Origin of the sequence: Pseudomonas sp. NY15356, from assembly GCF_048068175.1 — a bacterium.
GTDB lineage: Bacteria > Pseudomonadota > Gammaproteobacteria > Pseudomonadales > Pseudomonadaceae > Aquipseudomonas > Aquipseudomonas putida_K.
In genome coordinates, this window is sequence record NZ_JBLUPW010000014.1 from 13284 (window position 1) to 35304 (window position 22021).

Here is a 22021-nt window from a genome sequence, read left to right on the forward strand (position 1 = left end):
AGGGCTGGCCGGTTTTCATTGGCCTCACATGTGCTTGATCATCTCATCGCCGAAGCCCGAGCTGCTGACCAGCGTGGCTCCTTCCATCAGGCGCTCGAAGTCATAGGTGACGGTCTTGGCGGCGATCGCGCCGTTGGTCCCCTTGATGATCAGGTCGGCCGCCTCGGTCCAGCCCATGTGGCGCAGCATCATCTCGGCCGAGAGGATCACCGACCCCGGGTTGACCTTGTCCTGCCCGGCATACTTGGGCGCGGTGCCATGGGTGGCCTCGAACATGGCCACGGTGTCGGAGAGGTTGGCCCCCGGCGCGATGCCGATACCGCCGACCTCGGCCGCCAGGGCATCGGAGAGGTAGTCACCGTTGAGGTTGAGGGTGGCGATCACGTCGTATTCAGCCGGGCGCAGCAGGATCTGCTGGAGCATGGCATCGGCGATGGCATCCTTGACGATCACCTCACGACCGCTCTTGGGGTTCTTGAACTTCATCCACGGGCCACCGTCGAGCAGCTCGGCGCCGAACTCATCCCGTGCCACCTCGTAGCCCCAGTCCTTGAAGGCCCCCTCGGTGAACTTCATGATGTTGCCCTTGTGCACCAAAGTCAGCGATTCGCGGTCGTTATCCACCACATATTGCAGGGCCTTGCGCACCAGGCGCTTGGTACCCTCGCGGGAAACCGGCTTGACGCCGATGCCGCAATCCTGGTCGAAACGGATCTTGGTGACGCCCATTTCCTCCTTGAGGAACTTGATCACCTTGTTCGCCTCCGCAGAGCCGGCCTTCCATTCGATGCCGGCATAGATGTCCTCGGAGTTCTCGCGGAAGATCACCATGTCGACGTCCCCCGGCTTCTTGACCGGGCTCGGCACGCCCTGGAACCACAGCACCGGGCGCAGGCAGACGTACAGGTCCAACTGCTGACGCAGGGCCACGTTCAGCGAACGGATGCCCCCACCGACCGGCGTGGTCAGCGGGCCCTTGATCGACACCACATAGTCGCGCACCGCGTCGAGGGTTTCCTGGGGCAGCCAGGTGTCCTGGTCATACACCTGGGTAGCCTTCTCGCCGGCATACACCTCCATCCAGGCGATCTTGCGCTTGCCGCCGTAGGCCTTCTGCACGGCGGCATCCACCACCTTGATCATCACCGGCGAAACATCGACACCGATACCGTCGCCCTCGATGTACGGGATGATGGGGTTGTCGGGAACGTTGAGCGAATGGTCTGCATTGACGGTGATCTTGGCACCGTCCGCCGGAACCTTGATTTTCTGGTATCCCATGCTGCACTACTCCGCGTTTTCCAGGTGTGATTGGACATCCTGCGATCCAATGAGCCTAAACCACATCCGCCGACCTGCAAGGCATGCGACAACCGACCACATTGCGGATACGTCTTTGGTCTTATAAATGGGCCGATATCACTTGGCCTTGCTGATTAGCCCGAATGGTTTGGTATACTGCGCCGCGACCGAAGGGTCATCGGGGCGATCCCTAGGCAAAATGCGGACCGCCCTTGGCCATGAATGGATACCAAGCCTGGCCACTAAGCCTGTGCTGTTACCGCAGCCCAGCACTTGACGCTCGACTGATGCATCCACCATCACCGCTCGCAGCCTCTCGACTTTCCGCTCATGGCGCTGCCAGGGCGATGCGCCTACCCTGCGCACCACGAGACTCGAGCACGCTCAGCACACAGAGAGTTAACCCGCATGCCCACCCGTTCCAAGATCATCTATACCTTCACCGACGAAGCCCCCGCCCTCGCCACCTACTCGCTGCTGCCGATCATCGAAGCCTTCACCGCTTCGGCTGACATCGCCGTCGAAACCCGCGACATTTCCCTGGCTGGCCGCATCCTCGCCGCCTTCCCGGAGCAACTGGGCGCAGAGAAGCAAGTAGGCGATCACCTGGCGGAACTGGGCCAGCTGGCTACCACCCCTGAAGCCAACATCATCAAGCTGCCGAACATCAGCGCCTCGGTACCGCAGCTCAAGGCCGCGATCAAGGAACTGCAAGCCAAGGGCTTCAACATCCCGGACTACGCCGACGAGCCGGCCACCGCGGAAGAGAAGGAATCCCGCGCCCGCTACGACCGCATCAAAGGCAGCGCCGTGAACCCGGTACTGCGCGAAGGCAACTCCGACCGCCGCGCCCCGCTGTCGGTCAAGAACTATGCCCGCAAGCACCCGCACAAGATGGGCGCCTGGGCCGCCGACTCCAAGTCGCACGTTGCCCACATGACCCAGGGCGACTTCTACGGCAGCGAGAAAGCCGCACTGATCGAAGGCGATGACAGCCTGCGTATCGAGCTGGTCGCCAAGGACGGTTCCACCACCGTCCTCAAGGAAAAGACCGCCGTCAAGGCCGCTGAAGTCATCGACTGCGCCGTCATGAGCCGCAAGGCCCTGAAAGCCTTCATCGCCGAGCAGATCGCCGATGCCAAGGCCTCGGGCGTGCTGCTGTCGGTGCACCTCAAAGCCACCATGATGAAGGTCTCCGACCCGATCATGTTCGGCGTCATTGTCGAAGAATTCTACAACGACGTGCTGGCCAAGCACGCCACCGAGCTCGCCCAGGTCGGCTTCAACGCCAACAACGGCATCGGCGACCTGTACGCCCGCATCAAGGACTTGCCAGCCGACAAGCAGGCCGAGATCGAAGCCGACATCCAGGCCCTGTACGCCGTTCGCCCGGCGCTGGCCATGGTCAACTCCGACAAGGGCATCACCAACCTGCACGTACCGAGCGACGTCATCGTCGACGCCTCGATGCCTGCGATGATCCGCGACTCGGGCAAGATGTGGAACACCGCCGGTGAACTGCAAGATGCCAAGGCTGTCATCCCGGACCGCTGCTACGCCGGCATCTACCAGGCCGTCATCGAAGACTGCAAGGCCAACGGCGCCTTCGACCCGACCACCATGGGCAGCGTGCCGAACGTCGGCCTGATGGCGCAGAAGGCCGAGGAATACGGCTCCCACGACAAGACCTTCCAGATCAAGGCCGACGGCGTCGTGCGCGTGGTCGACAGCAAGGGCCAGGTGCTGCTGGAGCAGAACGTCGAGGCCGGCGACATCTTCCGCATGTGCCAGACCAAAGACGCGCCGATCCAGGACTGGGTCAAGCTGGCCGTCAACCGTGCCCGCCTGAGCAACACCCCGGCGGTGTTCTGGCTGGACCCTGCCCGCGCCCACGACGGCGTCATGATCGAGAAGGTACAAAAGTACCTGAAGGACCACGACACCAGCGGCCTGGACATCCGCATCCTGGCGCCGGTCGATGCCATCAAGTTCTCCCTGGCCCGCATCCGCGAAGGCAAGGACACCATCTCGGTGACCGGCAACGTACTGCGTGACTACCTGACCGACCTGTTCCCGATCATGGAGCTGGGCACCAGCGCCAAGATGCTGTCGATCGTCCCACTGATGAGCGGCGGCGGCCTGTTCGAGACCGGCGCCGGCGGTTCGGCACCCAAGCACGTGCAGCAGCTGGTCGAAGAGAACTTCCTGCGTTGGGACTCGCTGGGTGAATTCCTGGCCCTGGCCGCTTCCCTGGAGCACCTGGGCAACACCTACGACAACCCGCGCGCCAAGGTCCTGGCCAACACCCTGGACCAGGCCACCGGCAAGTTCCTCGACACCAACAAGTCGCCTTCGCGCAAGGTCGGCGGTATCGACAACCGCGGCAGCCACTTCTACCTGACCCTGTACTGGGCCGAGGCCCTGGCCGCCCAGAACGACGACGCAGCCCTGCAGGCACGCTTCGCGCCGCTGGCCAAGACCCTGGCCGAGAACGAAGCGACCATCGTCGCCGAGCTGGCCGCTGTCCAGGGCAAGCCAGCCGACATCGGTGGTTACTACGCCCCGGATGCCGAGCTGACCGCCAAGGTGATGCGCCCAAGCCAGACCCTCAACAGCGCCATCGCCGCCCTGTAAGGTTCGCTTGAAGTAACACCACAAACCCCGGCCACGCACCGGGGTTTGTGCTTTCTGGATAAACGATTTCTGGCCGCCAGCGCGGACTCTGTGGGAGCGGGTTTACCCGCGAATGCGATGGCGAATCCACTGACGCATTCGCGGGTAACCCCGCTCCCACAAAGGCTGTGCAAGCCTCCAAGGAGCTGTTCATGACCTGGCAACCCCACATCACTGTCGCCACCGTCGTCGAGCACGACGGCAAGTTCCTCTTCGTCGAGGAGTTCAAGGCCAACCAACACGTGTTCAACCAGCCCGCCGGCCACCTGGAGCCCAACGAGACCCTACCCCAGGCTGCCCTGCGCGAAACCCTCGAGGAAACCGCCTGGGAGGTCGAACTCACCGGCGTGGTCGGCATCTACCTCTACACAGCCCCCAGCAACGGCGTGACCTACCAGCGCGTCTGCTTCGCCGCCCGCCCCGTGCGCCACCACCCCGACCGCGCGCTGGACAGCGACATCGTGCGCGCCGTCTGGCTGACCCGTGAAGAGCTGCTGGCCGCCCCTGCGCGCTGGCGCAGCGAACTGGTGCCACGCTGCCTGGACGACTACCTTGCCGGCCCGCTGCACAGCCTCGCGCTGCTACGCGACTGACGCGAAGGCCTTGGCCTGATAGAATCGGAATTTTTCCCCCAGATACACACCGGTAGCCATGACCAGCCCAGCATTCAAAGACCCCGCCAAGACCCGCGTCATCGTCGGCATGTCCGGCGGCGTGGACTCTTCCGTCTCCGCCCTTCTGCTCATGGAGCAGGGCTACCAGGTGGAAGGTCTGTTCATGAAGAACTGGGAAGAAGACGACGGCACCGAATACTGCACCGCCCGCGAAGACCTGGCCGACGCCCAGGCCGTGTGCGACCGCATCGGCATCAAGCTGCACACCGCCAACTTCGCCGCAGAATACTGGGACAACGTGTTCGAGCACTTCCTCGAGGAATACAAGGCAGGCCGCACGCCGAACCCGGACATCCTCTGCAACCGCGAGATCAAGTTCAAGGCGTTCCTCGACTACGCCCTGTCCCTGGGCGCCGACCTGATCGCCACCGGCCACTACGTGCGCCGGCGCGACACCGGCGAGCTCACCGAGCTGCTCAAGGGCCTGGACCCGAACAAGGACCAGAGCTACTTCCTGCACGCTGTCGGCGGCAAGGAGATCGCCCGCACCCTGTTCCCGGTGGGTGAGCTGGAAAAGCCCGAGGTGCGCGCCATCGCCGAGAAGCACGGCCTGGCCACGGCTAAGAAGAAGGACTCCACCGGCATCTGCTTCATCGGCGAGCGCCGCTTCAGCGACTTCCTCAAGCAGTACCTGCCTGCCCAGCCCGGCGACATCGAAACCACCGACGGAGAAGTGATCGGCCGCCACCACGGCCTGATGTACCACACCATCGGCCAGCGCCAGGGCCTGGGCATCGGCGGCCTGAAGGATGCCGGCGACGAGCCGTGGTACGTGCTGCACAAGGACCTCGCCCGCAACGTGCTGGTGGTCGGCCAGGGCAACGAACACCCTTGGTTGTTCTCCCGCGCCCTGCTGGCCTCGGAGATCTTCTGGGTCAACCCGGTCGACCTGGGCAGCCCGCGCCGGCTCACCGCCAAGGTGCGCTACCGCCAGGGCGACCAGGCGTGCACCCTGGAACGCACCGAGGGCGGCTACCGCGCGGTGTTCGACGAACCACAGCGTGCCGTCACGCCAGGCCAATCGGTGGTGTTCTACGATGGCGAGGTGTGCCTGGGCGGCGGCGTGATCGAGGCTGCCGAGCCCTGGAGCCCACGCCAATGACCAATCTCCAGGAGCAACTGGTCGCCCTGGGCGGCGTGTTCCAGGCTGCGGTGCTGGTCGACCGCATCGCCCGAACCGGCCAGGCCAGCGAGGCCAATATCGGCTGCATGCTCGGCAGCCTGCTGGTCCGCGACCCCAAGGACACCCTGGAGGTGTTCGGCGGTGACGACCTGAACCTGCGTGACGGCTACCGCGCGCTGGTCGGCGCCCTGGAACGCGACCCCAGCAGCCTGCAGCGAGAGCCCCTGCGCTATGCACTGTCGATGCTGGGTCTGGAGCGTCAGCTGGCCAAGCGCGACGACATGCTCGACACCATCGGCAAGCGCCTGCCGCAGATCCAGGCCCAGGCCGACCACTTCGGCCTGGTTCACGATAATGTCATCGCTTCCAGTGGAGCCTTGTACCAGGACACCCTGAGCACCTTGCGCCAGCGGATCCAGGTGCACGGCGACATGCGCTTCCTGCAGCAGGCCGGCAACGCCTCGAAGATCCGCGCCCTGCTGCTGGCCGGCATCCGCGCCGCGCGCCTGTGGCGCCAGCTGGGTGGGCACCGCTGGCAGCTGGTGTTCAGCCGGCGCAAGTTGCTCAACCAGCTGTACGACATGATGCGCGCGCCTTCCTGAAGGACCAACGCAAGCCCTGTAGGAGCGGCCTTGCGCCGCGAAAGGGCCGCCAAGCGGCCCCGGCGATCCAAGCCAGATCCAAGACCCGGGGTCCGCTGCGCGCCCCTTTCGCGGCGCAAGGCCGCTCCTACAGGGGCACTGCAACATGATTCATAGCGCTGACCTTTGGTCAGCCACCCAACTGCGGCGCAATTTTCATGTATGATATGCGCCCTTCCAAAAGCCTGACTGTCCGAGAACACCCCATGCAGCTCTCCTCGCTCACTGCGGTTTCCCCTGTAGACGGCCGCTACGCCGGCAAAACCCAGGCCCTGCGCCCCATCTTCAGCGAATTCGGCCTGATCCGTTTCCGCGCCCTGGTCGAGGTGCGCTGGCTCCAGCGCCTGGCCGCCCACCCGCAGATCGGCGAAGTGCCGGCATTCTCCGCCGAAGCCAACGCCCTGCTGGACAGCCTGGCCACCGATTTCAAGCTCGAGCACGCCGAACGCGTCAAGGAAATCGAGCGCACCACCAACCACGACGTCAAGGCTATCGAATACCTGCTCAAGGAGCAGGCCGCGACCCTGCCGGAACTGGCCAAGGTCAGCGAGTTCATCCACTTCGCCTGCACCAGCGAGGACATCAACAACCTGTCCCACGCCCTGATGCTGCGCGCCGGCCGTGACGACGTGTTGCTGCCGCTGATGCGCCAGATCGCCGATGCCATTCGCGCCCTGGCCCACCAGTACGCCGACGTGCCGATGCTGTCGCGCACCCACGGCCAGCCGGCTTCGCCGACCACCCTGGGCAAGGAGCTGGCCAACGTGGTCTACCGCCTGGAGCGCCAGATCGCCCAGGTTGCCGCCGTGCCGCTGCTGGGCAAGATCAACGGTGCCGTGGGCAACTACAACGCCCACCTGTCGGCCTACTCGCAGATCGACTGGGAAGCCAACGCCCGCGCCTTCATCGAGGACGAGCTGGGCCTGGTGTTCAACCCCTACACCACCCAGATCGAGCCGCACGACTACATCGCCGAGCTGTTCGACGCCATCGCCCGCTTCAACACCATCCTGATCGACTTCGACCGCGACGTGTGGGGCTACATCTCCCTGGGCTACTTCAAGCAGAAGACGGTCGCCGGCGAAATCGGCTCCTCGACCATGCCGCACAAGGTCAACCCGATCGACTTCGAGAACTCCGAAGGCAACCTGGGTATCGCCAACGCGCTGTTCCAGCACCTGGCCAGCAAGCTGCCGATCTCCCGCTGGCAGCGCGACCTGACCGACTCCACCGTGCTGCGCAACCTGGGCGTGGGCTTCGCCCACAGCGTCATCGCCTACGAAGCCAGCCTCAAGGGCATCGGCAAGCTGGAAATCAACACCCAGCGCATCGCCGCCGACCTGGACGCCTGCTGGGAAGTGCTCGCCGAGCCGATCCAGACCGTCATGCGTCGCTTCAACATCGAGAACCCCTACGAGAAGCTCAAGGAGCTGACCCGTGGCAAGGGCATCACCCCTGACGCGCTGCTGACCTTCATCGACGGCCTGGACATGCCGGCCGAAGCCAAGGCCGAGCTCAAGCTGCTCACCCCGGCGACCTACATCGGTAACGCCGCAGCGCAGGCCAAGCGCATCTAAGCTGATCCTCGCGTTCAACGCCCGGCTTGGCCGGGCGTTTTTATTCCCGGATAAAAACTACGTTTTTTCAATAGGTTGAACATGAATCCTGATACTCCACTGCAGCTGCTCGGCGGCCTGACAGCCCGTGAATTCCTGCGTGACTACTGGCAGAAGAAACCCCTGCTGGTGCGCCAGGCCTTCCCGGACTTCGAAAGCCCCCTCGACCCCGACGAGCTGGCCGGCCTGGCCCTGGAAGAGGAAGTCGAGTCGCGCCTGGTGCTCGAGCACGGCGAGCGCCCCTGGGAGCTGCGCCGCGGCCCGTTCGCCGAGGACAGCTTCGCCGACCTGCCGGCGCGTGACTGGACCCTGCTGGTCCAGGCAGTGGACCAGTTCGTGCCGGAAGTGGCCGAACTGCTGGAACACTTCCGCTTCCTGCCCAGCTGGCGCATCGACGACGTGATGGTCAGCTTCGCAGCGCCCGGCGGCAGCGTCGGCCCGCACTTCGACAACTACGACGTGTTCCTGCTCCAAGGCCATGGCAAGCGCAACTGGAAGATCGGCCAGATGTGCGACAGCGACAGCCCACTGATCGAGCACGCCGACCTGCGCATCCTCGCCGACTTCGAGCAGAGCAACGAGTGGACCCTGGAGCCCGGCGACATGCTCTACCTGCCGCCTCGCCTGGCCCACTACGGCGTGGCCGAGGACGACTGCCTGACCTACTCGGTAGGTTTCCGCGCCCCGAGCGCCGCCGAAGTGCTGACCCACTTCACCGACTTCCTCAGCCAGTTCCTGCCCGAAGAAGAGCGCTACAGCGACGCCGACGCCCAGCCGGCCAGCGACCCGCACCAGATCCAGCACGATGCCCTGGACCGCCTCAAGGCCCTGCTGGCCGAGCACATGGGTGACGAGCGCCTGTTGCTGACCTGGTTCGGCCAGTTCATGACCGAGCCGCGCTACCCGGAGCTGGTGTCCGGCGAGGAGCTGAGCGAAGACGACCTGGTCGACAGCCTGGAACAGGGCGCCATCCTGATCCGCAACCCCAGCGCGCGCCTGGCCTGGTCGGAGGTCGACGATAACCTACTGCTGTTCGCCAGCGGCCAGAGCCGCCTGCTCTCGGGCCACTTGCGCGAGCTGCTGAAGCTGGTGTGCGCCGCCGACGCCCTGCACATCGAAAACCTTGTACAGTGGCTGGAAGACGAAGAAGGCCTGACACTGCTCTGCCAACTGGTCAAACAAGGAAGCCTGGGGTTTGCCAATGAATAAGATCAGCGTTCGCCTCGCCGACTGGCACAAAGACAACGCCGATATCCGCCGTATCCGCGAAGCGGTGTTCGTTGCCGAGCAGCACATTCCGCCAGAGCTGGAGTTCGACGCGGAGGACCAGGACGCCCTGCACTTCCTGGCCCTGGAGGGCGACTACCCGATCGGCACCGCCCGCTTGCTGCCCGACGGTACCATCGGTCGCATCTCGGTACTCAAGGACTGGCGCGGCCTGAAGGTCGGCGACATGCTGGTGCGCGCAGTGATCATCGAGGCGCAGAACCGCGACCTCAAGCAACAGATGCTCAGCGCCCAGGTCCATGCCACGCCGTTTTACGAGCGCCTGGGCTTCCGGGTGGTCAGCGAGGAATTCCTCGAAGCCGGCATTCCCCATGTGGACATGGTGCGCGACTCTCGCGAGCCGGCCTGAGATTGCGCCTCCAGCACCTGTTGTAGGAGCGGCCTTGCGCCGCGAAAGGGCTGCATCGCAGCCCCGTCGCCTTGTGCGACGACGCTCGAACCTGGGGCCGCCTTGCGGCCCTTTCGCGGCACAAGGCGGCTCCTACAGGTCTGCGCCCACCCGAAAACTGTATATCCATCCAGATAAAGCTTGCCTACACGCCCTGGCTTGCGCATTCTAGTGCTCATCATTTTCCGATGAAGCACTTCCGGCCATGCGCCTGTTCCTCTGCGAAAAACCCTCCCAGGCAAAAGACATCGCCAAGGTCCTCGGCGCCAACCGCAAGGCCGACGGCTGCTGGCAAGGCACCGACGTCTGCGTGACCTGGTGCATCGGCCACCTGCTCGAAACCGCCCCGCCCGACAGCTACGACGAACGCTACAAGCGCTGGAACCTGGCCGACCTGCCGATCATCCCGGAAAAATGGAAGATGCTGGTCAAGCCCAAGACCGCCAGCCAGTTCAAGGCAGTCAAGCGGCTGCTGGGCGAAGCCCGGGAGCTGGTGATCGCCACCGATGCCGACCGAGAAGGCGAAATGATCGCCCGCGAGCTGGTGGAACATTGCCGCTACCGCGGGCCGATCCAGCGCCTGTGGCTTTCGGCCCTGGACGACGCCTCGATCCGCAAGGCCCTGGCGCGCCTGCTGCCAGGGCAGGACACCTTCAGCCTGTACCACTCGGCCCTGGGCCGCTCCCGCGCCGACTGGCTGATCGGCATGAACATGAGCCGCCTGTTCACCCTGCTCGGCCGCCAGTCCGGCTACCAGGGCGTATTGCCGGTGGGCCGGGTGCAGACTCCAACCCTGCGGCTGGTGGTGGACCGCGACCGCAGCATCACCGACTTCGTGCCCGTGCCCTACTGGGCCATCGAGGTGCAGCTGGAAAGCGCCGGGAGCGTCTTCAATGCCCAGTGGCGCGCGCCTGAAGACGCCTGCGACGACCAGGGCCGCTGCCTGAACCAGGCCCTGGCCCAGCAGGCCGCAGCCGCCATCGGCGCTGCCGGCAGCGCCCAGGTGACCAAGGTCGCCACCGAGCGCGTACGCGAAGCCGCGCCCCTGCCCTTCGACCTGGGCACCCTGCAGGAGGTGTGCTCGAAGAAGCTCGGCCTCGGTGCCCAGGAAACCCTGGACATCGCCCAGGCCCTGTACGAAACCCACAAGCTGATCACCTACCCGCGCAGTGATTGCGGCTACCTGCCGCTCAGCCAGCATGCCGAGGCCCCCGCGATCCTGGCGGCCCTGCAACGCGTCGACGCCAGCCTCGCGCCACTGCAGCCGCACCTGGAACCGCAACGCCGCTCCCGGGCCTGGAACGACGCCAAGGTCAGCGCCCACCACGGTATCATCCCCACCGCCGCCGCCAGCGACCCCTCGCGTCTGCCGCCCAAGTACAAGGCGGTGTACACCCTCATCCGCGCCCGCTACCTGGCGCAGTTCCTGCCCAACCATGAATACGACCGCACCCAGGCCGAGTTCGACTGCGTCGGCCACGCCTTGCGCGCGGTGGGCAAGCAGATCGTCGAGCCTGGCTGGCGCCGCGCCCTGCCCGAGGCGCTGACACCCGCCAAGGGCCGCGAAGCACCGCCCGCGCAAGTGCTGCCGCCGTTGCATCACGGCCAGGCCTGCGCCGTGCGTGGCCTGCAGCTCAAGGACCTGTGGACCCAGCCACCCAAGCCCTTCACCGAAGGCGACCTGATCAAGGCAATGAAGAACGTGGCCAAGCTGGTGGACGACCCACTGCTCAAGCAGAAGCTCAAGGAAACCACCGGCATCGGCACCGAGGCCACCCGCGCCAGCATCATCCAGGGCCTGCTCGACCGCGGCTACCTGGTCAAGCACGGCAAGGCCCTGTCCGCCACGCCGGCGGCGTTCAGCCTGATCGATGCCGTGCCCCGGGCCATCGCCGACCCGGGCACCACGGCCATCTGGGAACAGGCGCTGGACATGGTGCAGAGCGGTGAGATGAGCCTGGAGGAATTCGTCGCCCGGCAGTCGGCATGGATGGGCAAGCTGGTACAGCGCTGCAGCGGCATGCGCCTGACCATCAGCGGGCCGCCGGTGCCGGCTGGGGGGAAAGGGGCCCCCTGGAAGAAGAAGCGGCGCGCTTCCGGGAAAGGTACCGAGAACAAAACCACCAGCCGCAAGCCAAGGCAGCCACGGCGCAAGGCCTCCAGCTAATGTATCGCCTGCCTGGCCTTATCGCGGGACAAGCCCGCTCCCACAAGGATCGCACTGTCTCCAGCGTCTGTGGGAGCGGGCTTGCCCCGCGATTGCGCCGGGGTAGGCGAACCCCAGCCTCAGGTCCCGCTCTTGAGCCGACTGAACGCCCGTGTCAGCTCGCGGTTGAACTGCTTGCCATTGTCATTCTTGCTGTACAACCGAGCCCTCACCTCGGCAGGTGGGTAGGTCCCCGGCGACTGGCGGATCTGCGGGTCCACCAAGCGGTCCGCAGCCGTGATCGCATTGGCATAGTGGATGGTATCGGTGATCGGCGCGATCACCTCCGGCCGCATCAGGTAGTCCATCAGCTTCCAGGCGGCGTCAGGATGCGGCGCATCCTTGGGCACCACCAGGGCGTCGAGCCAGATCAGCGTGCCTTCCTTGGGAATGCTGTAGTCCAGGCTGAACCCCTTGCCCGCCGCCTGGGCCTGGGCCTGGGCGATGGCCACGTTGCCATTCCATGACATCGCCACGCAGGTCTCGCCGTTGGCCAGGTCGTTGATGTTGCGGTCGTTGTCGAAATAGCGGATGTACGGGCGGACCTTGCGCAGGTGCGCCTCGGCGGCCTTCAGGTCTTCCATGCGCTGCTGGTTGATGTCCAGCCCCAGGTAGCGCATCGCCGCGGCGAACACCTCGTTGGGGTCGTTGAGCAGGCTCACCCCACAATCGGCGAATTTCGCCACCACCTGCGGGTCGAACAGCATCGCCCAGCTGTCGCGTGGCGCATCCTCGAGCCGCGCCGCCACTGCCTGCGCCTGATAGCCCACCCCAGTGGTGCCCCAGGCATAGGTACCGGCATAGCGGTTGCCCGGGTCGAACACTGCCATGTGCTGGCGGAACTCCTCGCCGACGCCCGCCAGGTGTGGCAGCTTGCTTTTGTCCAGCGGTTGCAGGGCACCGCTGGCGATCGCCCGGCTCAAATGCTGGCCAGCGCTGAGCACCACGTCGTAACCGCTGCCGCCGGTGAGCAACTTGGTCTCGGCCGTCTCCAGCGAGTCGAAGTGGTCGGCCACCACATGGATACCGGTCTGCTTCTCGAAGTTGCTCAAGGTATCGGGCGCGAGGTACTCGCCCCAGATGTACAGGTTGACGGTCGGCTGTCGTGCGTCGGCTGCCTGGGCCGCCGACGCACAACAGCCCAGGGCGACCGCCAGGGCCAGCGGGCGCGCGTTCATCAGCGGCCTCCGGCAGCGTATTGCGGCATGGTGATGCAGGCGACGTTGCCGCCGCCGAGCAGGATTTCCCGGGAATTCTCGATGCCGATGATGCGATGGTCGGGGAACAGCTCGGCCAGGGTGGCCTGGGCCACGCTGTCGTTGCGGTCACCGAACAGCGGCACGACGATGGCCGAGTTGCCGGCGTAATAGTTGATGTAGGAGGCGCAGATGCGGGTACCGGCTTGGCGCAGGTGGGTGCCGTCAACCTGGTCCAGGCCTGCGGCCTCCTCGGCGGTCCACTCCAGCACCTGGGGTTGCGGCAGCTTGTGCACCTTCAGCTCACGGCCACGGCAGTCACGGGTACTGCGCAGGATATCGTAGGCCTCCTGGTAGATTTCCCACTGCGGGTCGTTGCGGTCATCGGTCCATTGCAGTACCACCTCGCCCGGACGCACGAAGCACGCCAGGTCGTCCACGTGGCCGTCGGTCTCGTCGAACTTGCAGCCACGCGGCAGCCAGATCACTTGCTCGGCGCCCAGGTAGTCCTCGAGCCTGCGGGTGACTTCCTCCTTGCCCAGATGAGCATTGCGGTTACGGTTGAGCAGGCACTGCTCGGTGGTCAGCAAGCTGCCTTGGCCATCGCTCTGGATGCCGCCGAGTTCCGCGATCAGCGGCGCGCGGTAGCGGTCCAGGCCTTCGATTTCGAGCATCTTCTGGGCAATCTGGTCGTCCTTGTCCCATGGGTAGTACAGGCCGCCGTCCAGGCCACCATAGGCGTTGAACTCGAAGTCCACGCCACGCACTTCGCCAGTGCCATCGTTGACCACGAAGCACGCACCACTGTCACGGAACCAGGTGTCGTTGCAGGTCATCTCCACCACCCGCACCTGGGCCGGCAGCAAGCGCCGGGCATTGGCATACTGGGCAGCGGAAGCACACACGGTCACCGGCTCGCTGGAGGCAATGGCGGTGACGATATCGACCCAGACCTTCTGGGCAGGCTTGCCGCCGTTGCGCCATACATCCGGGCGCTCCGGCCAACCGAGCCAACAGCGCGCCTTGCGCTCGAATTCGCCGGGCAGGCGGAAACCATCGGCCTTGGGAGTGGTGGTCAGCGTACGCGCCATGGGTCGAACCTCGTCATCGGTGAGTGATGACTGCACGCTACGCCGGCCCGCCGCGCCCTTCCAACGATGAAAATTTCACGATAGGTGAATTGAATTCAGGATTCGGCAATCTGTTCGATGAACCATTCGATGAATTGGGCCACAGCGCCCCGCTCCAGGCGCAGCCGCTCGCACACTAGCGCGTATTGGCCCTGGGCTGTCACGCTGGCGCTGAACGGGCGCACCAGACGACCACTTTGCAGGTCGGACTGGCAGGTCAGGTTGTCGCCCATCGCCACCCCCTGCCCCAGCACAGCGGCTTCCAGGGCCAGCGCCGCATGGGGAAAGTACAACTGGCGGGTGGGCAAGGCGTCCTCGGCATGGGTCGCCAGCCATGTGGTCCAGGTGCGCCCGTCCTGGTCGTCATGCAGCAGGCAATGGCGCACCAGGTCGCGCGGCCGCTTCAGCCCACCCTGGTTGAACAGCCCGGGGCTGCACACCGGGAAGAATTGCAACAGCGGCAAGGGCCGGACGAAATGGGTGCTGGCATCCAGCGCACTGGTGCCATAGGTGATGGCGATGTCCACATCCACCGCCGGAGCGCCGGCATCGATGGGCTGTTCGAGCAAATGAAGGGTGATGTGCGGGTAGCGGCTGCTGAAATCGGCGAGCCTGGCCACCAGCCATTTCTGCGCAAGCTCTGCCGTCACTGCGACCCTTAGCACCGCCTGGGATGCAGGGTCGCGCAGTTCGTCACAGGCCTTGCCGATGAGTTCGAAGGCCTGCTGCAGGTGATGCAGCAGACGCTCGGCCTCGGCACTGGGCCGCACCTGCCGGCCTGTCCGCTCGAACAGCGCAACGCCGAGCTGGTCTTCCAACTGGCGGATCTGGTGGCTCACGGCACTGTCGGTCACGCACAGCTCGGCGGCGGCACGGCCGAAATGGCCGTGGCGGGCAGCGCACTCGAAGGTGCGCAGGGCGGTCAGGGAAGGCAGGCGGCGCATGGGCAGGTTTGCGCAACGGCAATCGGAGCGGGACATATAGCACAGTATCCTCGGCCCGTCACCGTACGACGCTGCCCATGCGCGACCAAGCCGCTCAGGGCTCCAAGTCGAACGAGATGGGCACTTTCCAGTCGCGTGCGTGTTTTCTCAGGGCCTTGCGCGTCAGGTCCATACGCACCTCCAGCTCACGCCGGTTGATCTCTTCCTGCATCCGATCGATCACCTCCCGTGGCGCCTGCGCCTCGAACAACCGCTCCAACGCAGCATGCTGGGCATCCGGTACTTCGAACATCGTTGGGTAGCGTTCATCGAGGTAGCGGTTCCAGAAAGGCTGTTCGGTGATCCAGACGACCAAAGTGCTTTCCAGCTGGTCCGCTTGCACCTGCAACGCTGCCCGCTCGACATCCTCGTCCGTGACATCGGCCAAGGGACGATAATCCATGGTCACCTGCTCCAGGTTCAGGTCCAGTCGGTCATTGAGCTCCAGGCGAAACGCCAAAGTCACCTCGATGGACTCGTTGCCCCGATTGGCCAGTTGCTGCGCATGCCTGTAGGCGAAGTCGTCCAGTTGATCCAGGCGCCAGAGCTGTCCTGCCAGCGCCAACAACGCCCGGGCACTCTCAGTGTCGCTGGACAACGCCTTCCAGACACGCACCCGGACTTCCAGATTGAGGAAGCACAGCATGGCGTTGTCCTGGCAGGTCTGCGCCAAGGCGTTGGCGAGCAGCTCCTGACGGATATCGGGATTGTCCCGCATCACCACGAGCATCTGCCCCACCCGGTTGGCCAGGTCTCGGGCCGAGGCATCCCAGGCAAAACCCTCGGACGTCGACAGTTGCGCGACCAGATGAAAGAAGTTCCGGCTCTCGGTCAATGTTTCCACGTGAGGCCAATCCATGGCCATATCGTCGCGTGCAGCCGGGGCAACGAAATCCTGCCAACGCAGGCGCTGCAATACACGGCTATGGTCTGGCTCATGCCATCGGCGTTGCTGGGCGGCAGTGTCGATCGCTTCGTGCTCGATACGCACCCGCCCGTTGCGCCACACCAACGATCGCGTGAGATCAGCCGGAACATCGCTCAGTTCGTTGCCGCGGATATCGAAGTTGCTCAGGCGTTGGTGCTGCACCACCCCCTGCGGCACAGTCAGCAACTTGGCGTCCCGCAGCAGCAGTGTATTGAGGTCGGGCATGCCGGCAACGGAGGGCGCCGTGTACAACGGATTGTTCGAAAGATTCAGGTACACCAACGCACGGCATCTGGCTATTCGCTCAGCCTGGAGCCTGTTGAGCACGATGCGATTGCCCGAAAGGTCCAGCACCTCCAGCTGGTTGACGAATATCGGGTGCAACGGCAGCTCACGCAGTCGGCAATTGGTGATTTCCAAGCCTCGCAGGTTGAAAAAGGCCTGCAGGAACCCATCAGGAATCCGTTCCAGGCGCACACTACGCAACGCCAGCACACTCACATGCGGGAACTTGATCCGGTCCGGCAAGCTCGGCAGGCTTTTCAATGCACTCATGCCTTCACCGCCATAGGAGAGCATATAGACGGAGTCAATCTCCTGCCTGGCCTGCTCCGGGACCAGATGCCGCCAGCAATTGATCAACCCCTCCTGCACCATCCGCCGGCACCTGCGCTCCGCTGGGCTGATAGTCGCCCATTGCCAACGCCTGAGCGTTCGACGCAATTCGCGATATTGTTCATCCAAATCGTCCAGGACGGCTTGTACGCCCCCTTCCCGCTCCTGCTCTTGTACTTGCACGATCCACTGTTCGATCTGCTGGTCATTGAAATCCGGGTACAGGTGTCGCACGCGTGCGGCGATCCCGCGGGGCCTGCGAGCCCCTATCCGGAACCAGCCGCCACTGAGCGGGTAGCCGATACGGCCATCACTCAGTTGCAGAGGCGCCAGGAACGCACCGGCGGGCTGATGCCCACCCAACACGCTGAGCATCTCCTCACGGTTGAGGACCACCCTGTTCACCAGCCAAGCCCGCAATGCCTGGGCAAAGGGCTGTTCACGGCCAAAGGCAGCCTGTTCGGTCTCGTCGAAGGCATCGGCCAGGGCTTCGAACAGTTCGCCGGCCTCGCCAAAGGCCTGGCCCTGTGCGTCGGTCAGCAGGAACTGACCCTCCAGGTGAACCAGGCGGTAGAGCGGGCCCTGGCCCGACGTCATCAACAACGGCCCCAGCCCCTCGCCGTCGAACAGCGCCCAACGCGCTCCGTTCGTCATGTGCGGGAGGTTCGCCAGCAGCCTGAGTACGACCTTGGCCAGGTCCAGGGTTTGCGGGGTGTCGAAACACAATGCCTCCAAGGCCCGGGCGCCCCGAATGCGCAAACTGTGCGCACGGGCCAGCTCGGCCAGGCGCCACGGCACCTGCCCGGTATCGATCAAGCGTTGGCGCTCTTCTTCGCTTGCCGTCTCCAGCACCTGCTCCGCCGCCCGGCGATGGAGGCTGGCAAAGTCCCGGCGCAAGACCTGCATCTCGGCGTCCAGCGGGTTGAGCGCGTCGTACAGGTGCTGCACAAAGCCTCGCCGCTGCGCCCATAGCGCATCGGCCAGGCCTTCGTCATCCACCACATCGACGGCCACATAGCTGCGTGCCTGGGTCAGCAGGGCCTGGTCGAGGTCAGACCGCCCTTGCCGCAAACCGCTCATCAGGTCCCGGACGCGGTTGGCCAGTACCACACGCTGTACCGTATCGACCAGCTCGCCGTCCGGCGCCCGGCCATAGACATGCAACCCACGCAGATCGTCCGCACCGAGCCCATGCAGGGCCATGACCTGCTCGATCTGCTCGGTCGAGAGCAACCGGAACAGGCCGCCCAGGCGACGGAACATCCTGTGGGTGTCGTCCCACTCGCCCGGCTGCTCGCTCCACAGTCGCCAGGCACCGGCCCCGTTGTGCACCACTTGCGGCGCATGACGGTCACGGGCACGCAGGCGCCAGGTTCCGGCCGTGTCCTGCCACACCTGGTAGAAACGCCCTTGCATGTTTATCCAGCGCAGCTCGCCCTGGCCATGGATGCCTTGCGCGTCGGGCGTTGCCTCGCTGGGCGGTGGCGCACTGCGGTAGGCAACCAGGTCCGTCTGCTCGCCTGGCACATACCACTGGCCTGCGCCGTTACGCATCACCACCGGCGAATCGCGGTCCTGGGTGCGCAAATGCCAGGTGTCTTCGTTGCGCTGAGCGACTTCGTAGTGATGACCGTCCAGCTCGATCCACTGCTGTTCGCCCAGCGTCTGGATGCCACGCTCGTCCGCGAGCGCCTGCTCAGGCGGCGGCTCGCTGCGAAAGGGTGCCAGGTCTTGGTTCCACAGTTTCTCGCTGCCATCCTCCAGCAAGGTCGGCACCAGCCGGTCCACCGCCGCCGCACGGTTCCAGGACGAGCGCAGGGCAATCTCACCTGCACTCAACACGCCAAGGATCGCGACCTCTTCTATCACATTGGTGACGTGCTCGAGGGCTGCCTTGGTATCCCCTTCGTACCAATCCTTGACGGACTGGAACACCTGCTCCAGAAGCTCCCAGGCCATCACGGCGAGCAGCGCAGTGCCAATGGCGGGCACGAACAGCCCTGCCATGCCCAACAACGTCCAGCCTGCGGTTTCGAGCCAGGCGTGGTAGGCCTCCTGCTTGGCACGGTCGATCCTGGCGACAGGCGCTGCCAGGGTCGCCGCGTCTTCCTTGATCTGAGCGATGCGCGCTTTTGCCAGGTGTTCGAACAACGGCTTCGGGTAGGCCTTCATGTGCTCGTCCAGGTCGCGGGTGGCCCAGTCCGCGACGTCTCCCAGACGTTTGATGACCTTGCTGAAGAACGAGGGCCTGTCGCGATGGAGCACGAAGCGGCTGAAGAAATGCCGATACTCGGCGTTTCGCAGACGCTTGCCCAGGATCTTGCGGGCGAATGCATCGAGGTTGTCTGCCGCACACCACGGGCTGACCGGATCATCGGGGATGTAGACCAAAACCCGTTTGCTGGAATACCCCCCCAAGCCGCCCTTGACGGCATCGAGCACGACGATCTGTTGCAGGTCGCATCCGAATGCACGCAACTGCTTGGCAGTCACCGGCAACCCGTCCAACGATCCGGGTTCTGCACTTTCATGCAAGCGGATCACCACCTGCAGCTCAGACCAGGACAGTATCTTTTCGCTGTAGGCCTTGAATGCATCGACCGTCATCGATGAGCGCTGCAGCTCGGCCAAGGCAGTCTTGAAATCCCGTTCACCTGCAGCAGCGGGCGCATCGAGTATGGCACTCAGATGGTTCTGGTACTGCTGGCCGTGGTCGAGCTCGCGGCACAACTTGGCGAACTCCAATGCACTGGGCCGGTCCACCTCATTGCCCTGTGCATCGACCAGCTTGTTGCGCTTGGGCTGCCCGTCGGGCCGCGTCTCTTTCTCCTGGAAATTATGCAACGCAGCGGTGATCAGGGGGATGTCGAGCTCGTCACGGTCCTGCAGCGGGTAGTGCCCCGCCCAGACACCGGTGCTAGGGGAAATGAAGTGATACTGCTGGCGAAAATACAACTGGTCGATGTCGACAGCATCGCCATAGTCCTCGCGCATGCGCTCCTGCAGCTTGCGCTTGGCGAACACGTCGATTTTTTCCACCCCCGACCATAACGTCTGCAGGCGCAGGCGACACTCCAGGCCAGTCACCAGCGCATCGACGAAGACCGGGTAGAACATGGCGTGGATGTCGATGACCCAGGGCGGCAATCGCTTGACGATCCGCTGGTCCTGAAAGTGCTGGGCAATGGCCAGCGTATCGACCGTAGGCTTCCTGCGTCCGGTGGCTGCCATGGGGGTATCTCCCGCTGAGAATGGAGAGCGCAGGCTAACCACTGGTAACGCCTGACAACGGATAGATAGCTAATACCCAGTGCATTCGGTCGTGCACCGCTGGCGCTATGAAATTTATCTGCTATTTTTTCATGAAATAAATAAAAACAAATTTCACGAGGCCTGCATGTTCAAGCAATCCGCGCAGCACGTCGCCAGCTATTACGCCCAGACCTATCCCGACACCCTCCCTTTACGCCCTACCCTGCAGGGTGTCTTGGACGTCGACATATTGATCGTCGGCGCAGGCTTCAGTGGTTTGCACACCGCCCTGCGCCTGGCCCTGGCCGGCAAGCGGGTGGCCGTACTGGAAGCCAGCCGGGTGGCCTGGGCAGCCTCCGGGCGCAACGGCGGCCAGGCCCTGCTGGGCTGGTCGTGCGACATGCCGCCCCTGGAAAAGGCCCTGGGCGTGGAGCGGGCACGTCGGCTCTGGGATAGCATGTGCTGGGCCGCCGAAGAGCTGCGCGACCTACCCGGGCGCCACGGATTCGACATCGATTACCGGGTCGGCAGCCTGTGGACCGCCGTCATGCCTCGCCGGGTGAAGCTGCTCGAAGAAGCCCTGCGCGAGGCGGAACAGAAATGGGGCTACGACTGCCTGCGCCTGATCCGCCGCGACGAGTTGCCCGAATGGATCGGCAGCCCGCGCTACCAGGCCGCCTTGTACGACCCCAACGGCGCCCATCTCAATCCATTGAAGTTGGCCCAGGGTCTGGCCGCGGCCATCGAGGCCGCCGGCGGCAGGATCTTCGAGCAGAGCCAGGTGCTCGACTACCACGAAAGCGCCGCAGGGTTCGTCGCCCGCACCGGCCACGGCGAGGTGCGCAGCCAGGTGTTGGTGCTGGCCTGCAATGCCTATATCGACCGCCTCGACCGCAACCTCTCGCGCCGCCTGCTGCCGGTGGGCTCCTACCAGGTGGCCACGGCGCCCTTGGAGCCGGACTTCGCCCAGTCGCTGCTGCCGCGTAACAGCTGCGTGATCGACAACCAGTTCGTGCCCGACTATTTCCGCCTGACCCCCGACCATCGGTTGTTGTTCGGCGGCGGCTGCACCTACCTGGGTGGTATCCCCAAGGATGTCGCCAGCGCCACCCGCCCGTACCTGGAACGCGTATTCCCCCAGCTCACCGGTGTGGCCCTGGACTACGCCTGGGGCGGGCATATCGATTGCAGCATCCAGCGCACCCCAGACATCGGCCGCCAGGGCCAGCGCTACTGGCTGCAAGGCTTCTCCGGCCACGGCGTGCTGCCGACCCTGGCCGGAGCGCGAGCGGTCAGCGATGCGATCCTCGGCGATGACGACCTGCTGGGCCTGTACCAGGGCATCGACAACGGCCGCTTCCCCGGCGGGGAGCTGATGGCCGCGCCCTTGGAGGCCGCCGCCAAGGCCTGGTACAGGTTGCGCGACCATGTCTGAAGCCAACGCCGCACGGCGCACCGACGAAGACACCCAGGGCCTGGCCCTGCTGATCCGCGACCTGCGCAAACACCGGGGCCTGACCCTGGGCGAGCTGGCCAGCCGGGTCAACCGCTCGCTGGGCTTTTTGTCCCAGGTCGAACGCGGCCTGTCGCGGCCGACCGTGGCGGACCTCACCGCCATCAGCGAAGCCCTGCACGTCCCGACCACCTATTTCTACCAGGCCAACCAGCCCCGGGCGCTGGGCTGGGTCACCCGTCCCGGCGAGCGGCGCACCATCTACTACGCCGAGGGCGTCACCGACGTGCTGGTCTCGCCCACCCTCACCGGCAGCTTCTCCATGCTCGAAAGCCACCTGGCGCCCGGCGCCAGCAGTGGCGAGGGGCACCTGGACGACAGCTCCGAACAGGGCGGGTTCGTGCTCGAAGGGCAACTGACTGTCTGGCTGGAAGGCCGTGACGAGCCGGTGACCCTTGGCCCCAACGACAGTTTCCAGCTGCCGCCGCACAGCCAGTTCCGTTACGCCAACCTGACCGACCAGACGACCCGCGTCCTCTGGGTATTCCGTTGAG

15 protein-coding genes are annotated in these 22021 nt (G+C 64.8%); 10 read left to right on the forward strand and 5 right to left on the reverse strand.

Annotation, left to right across the window (positions count from 1 at the left end; all coding sequences use genetic code 11):
- Window positions 1-24: 24 nt before the first annotated feature.
- Complete coding sequence (gene icd / locus ACNFCI_RS13155; RefSeq protein WP_084855709.1) at window positions 25-1281, reverse strand: NADP-dependent isocitrate dehydrogenase; 1257 nt, start codon at window positions 1279-1281, stop codon at window positions 25-27.
- Window positions 1282-1710: 429 nt separating this feature from the next.
- Between icd and ACNFCI_RS13160 the strand changes: the two genes are divergently transcribed.
- The 8 genes from ACNFCI_RS13160 (at window position 1711) to ACNFCI_RS13195 (ending at window position 11871) form a co-directional block, all read left to right on the forward strand.
- On the forward strand, window positions 1711-3936 hold the full coding sequence (locus tag ACNFCI_RS13160) for an NADP-dependent isocitrate dehydrogenase (RefSeq protein ID WP_084855710.1): 2226 nt from the start codon (window positions 1711-1713) through the stop codon (window positions 3934-3936).
- A 191-nt stretch (window positions 3937-4127) separates the two neighbouring features.
- The gene (locus ACNFCI_RS13165; protein ID WP_368829140.1) at window positions 4128-4568 is read left to right on the forward strand and encodes an NUDIX hydrolase; all 441 of its coding nucleotides are present in this window, start codon (window positions 4128-4130) and stop codon (window positions 4566-4568) included.
- Window positions 4569-4626: 58 nt separating this feature from the next.
- Entirely contained in the window at window positions 4627-5751 is a 1125-nt protein-coding gene (mnmA, locus tag ACNFCI_RS13170; protein ID WP_084855712.1) for a tRNA 2-thiouridine(34) synthase MnmA, read from the forward strand.
- On the forward strand, window positions 5748-6374 hold the full coding sequence (hflD, locus tag ACNFCI_RS13175) for a high frequency lysogenization protein HflD (protein ID WP_324818307.1): 627 nt from the start codon (window positions 5748-5750) through the stop codon (window positions 6372-6374). Before mnmA ends, hflD begins: the two co-directional genes overlap by 4 nt.
- A gap of 245 nt (window positions 6375-6619) precedes the next feature.
- Window positions 6620-7990, forward strand: coding sequence for an adenylosuccinate lyase (gene purB / locus ACNFCI_RS13180; protein WP_084855714.1), 1371 nt, complete (start codon window positions 6620-6622; stop codon window positions 7988-7990).
- A gap of 81 nt (window positions 7991-8071) precedes the next feature.
- On the forward strand, window positions 8072-9238 hold the full coding sequence (locus ACNFCI_RS13185) for a cupin domain-containing protein (RefSeq protein ID WP_084855715.1): 1167 nt from the start codon (window positions 8072-8074) through the stop codon (window positions 9236-9238).
- Window positions 9231-9665, forward strand: a complete 435-nt coding sequence (locus tag ACNFCI_RS13190) for a GNAT family N-acetyltransferase (protein ID WP_084855716.1) — start codon at window positions 9231-9233, stop codon at window positions 9663-9665. The genes ACNFCI_RS13185 and ACNFCI_RS13190 overlap by 8 nt, the downstream gene beginning before the upstream one ends.
- A 244-nt stretch (window positions 9666-9909) precedes the next feature.
- A complete protein-coding gene (locus tag ACNFCI_RS13195; RefSeq protein ID WP_416768012.1) occupies window positions 9910-11871 on the forward strand; it encodes a DNA topoisomerase III in 1962 nt (653 codons plus the stop codon).
- A gap of 119 nt (window positions 11872-11990) precedes the next feature.
- On the opposite strand, the gene ACNFCI_RS13200 is transcribed toward ACNFCI_RS13195, so the two are convergent.
- From ACNFCI_RS13200 to ACNFCI_RS13215, 4 genes are all read right to left on the reverse strand, one after another.
- A complete protein-coding gene (locus tag ACNFCI_RS13200) occupies window positions 11991-13088 on the reverse strand; it encodes an extracellular solute-binding protein (RefSeq protein ID WP_084855718.1) in 1098 nt (365 codons plus the stop codon).
- Window positions 13088-14197 carry an agmatine deiminase gene (gene aguA, locus ACNFCI_RS13205; protein WP_084855719.1) on the reverse strand — a complete coding sequence of 370 codons (1110 nt, stop codon included), beginning with the start codon at window positions 14195-14197 and terminating at the stop codon, window positions 13088-13090. Before aguA ends, ACNFCI_RS13200 begins: the two co-directional genes overlap by 1 nt.
- A 95-nt stretch (window positions 14198-14292) precedes the next feature.
- Window positions 14293-15180, reverse strand: a complete 888-nt coding sequence (locus ACNFCI_RS13210) for a LysR substrate-binding domain-containing protein (RefSeq protein ID WP_368829163.1) — start codon at window positions 15178-15180, stop codon at window positions 14293-14295.
- Window positions 15181-15274: 94 nt separating this feature from the next.
- On the reverse strand, window positions 15275-19993 hold the full coding sequence (locus ACNFCI_RS13215; protein WP_416768013.1) for an NEL-type E3 ubiquitin ligase domain-containing protein: 4719 nt from the start codon (window positions 19991-19993) through the stop codon (window positions 15275-15277).
- 166 nt (window positions 19994-20159) lie between these two features.
- Between ACNFCI_RS13215 and ACNFCI_RS13220 the strand changes: the two genes are divergently transcribed.
- A complete protein-coding gene (locus ACNFCI_RS13220; protein ID WP_368829144.1) occupies window positions 20160-21449 on the forward strand; it encodes an NAD(P)/FAD-dependent oxidoreductase in 1290 nt (429 codons plus the stop codon).
- Entirely contained in the window at window positions 21442-22020 is a 579-nt protein-coding gene (locus ACNFCI_RS13225) for a helix-turn-helix domain-containing protein (protein WP_084855722.1), read from the forward strand. Before ACNFCI_RS13220 ends, ACNFCI_RS13225 begins: the two co-directional genes overlap by 8 nt.
- Window position 22021: the final 1 nt, after the last annotated feature.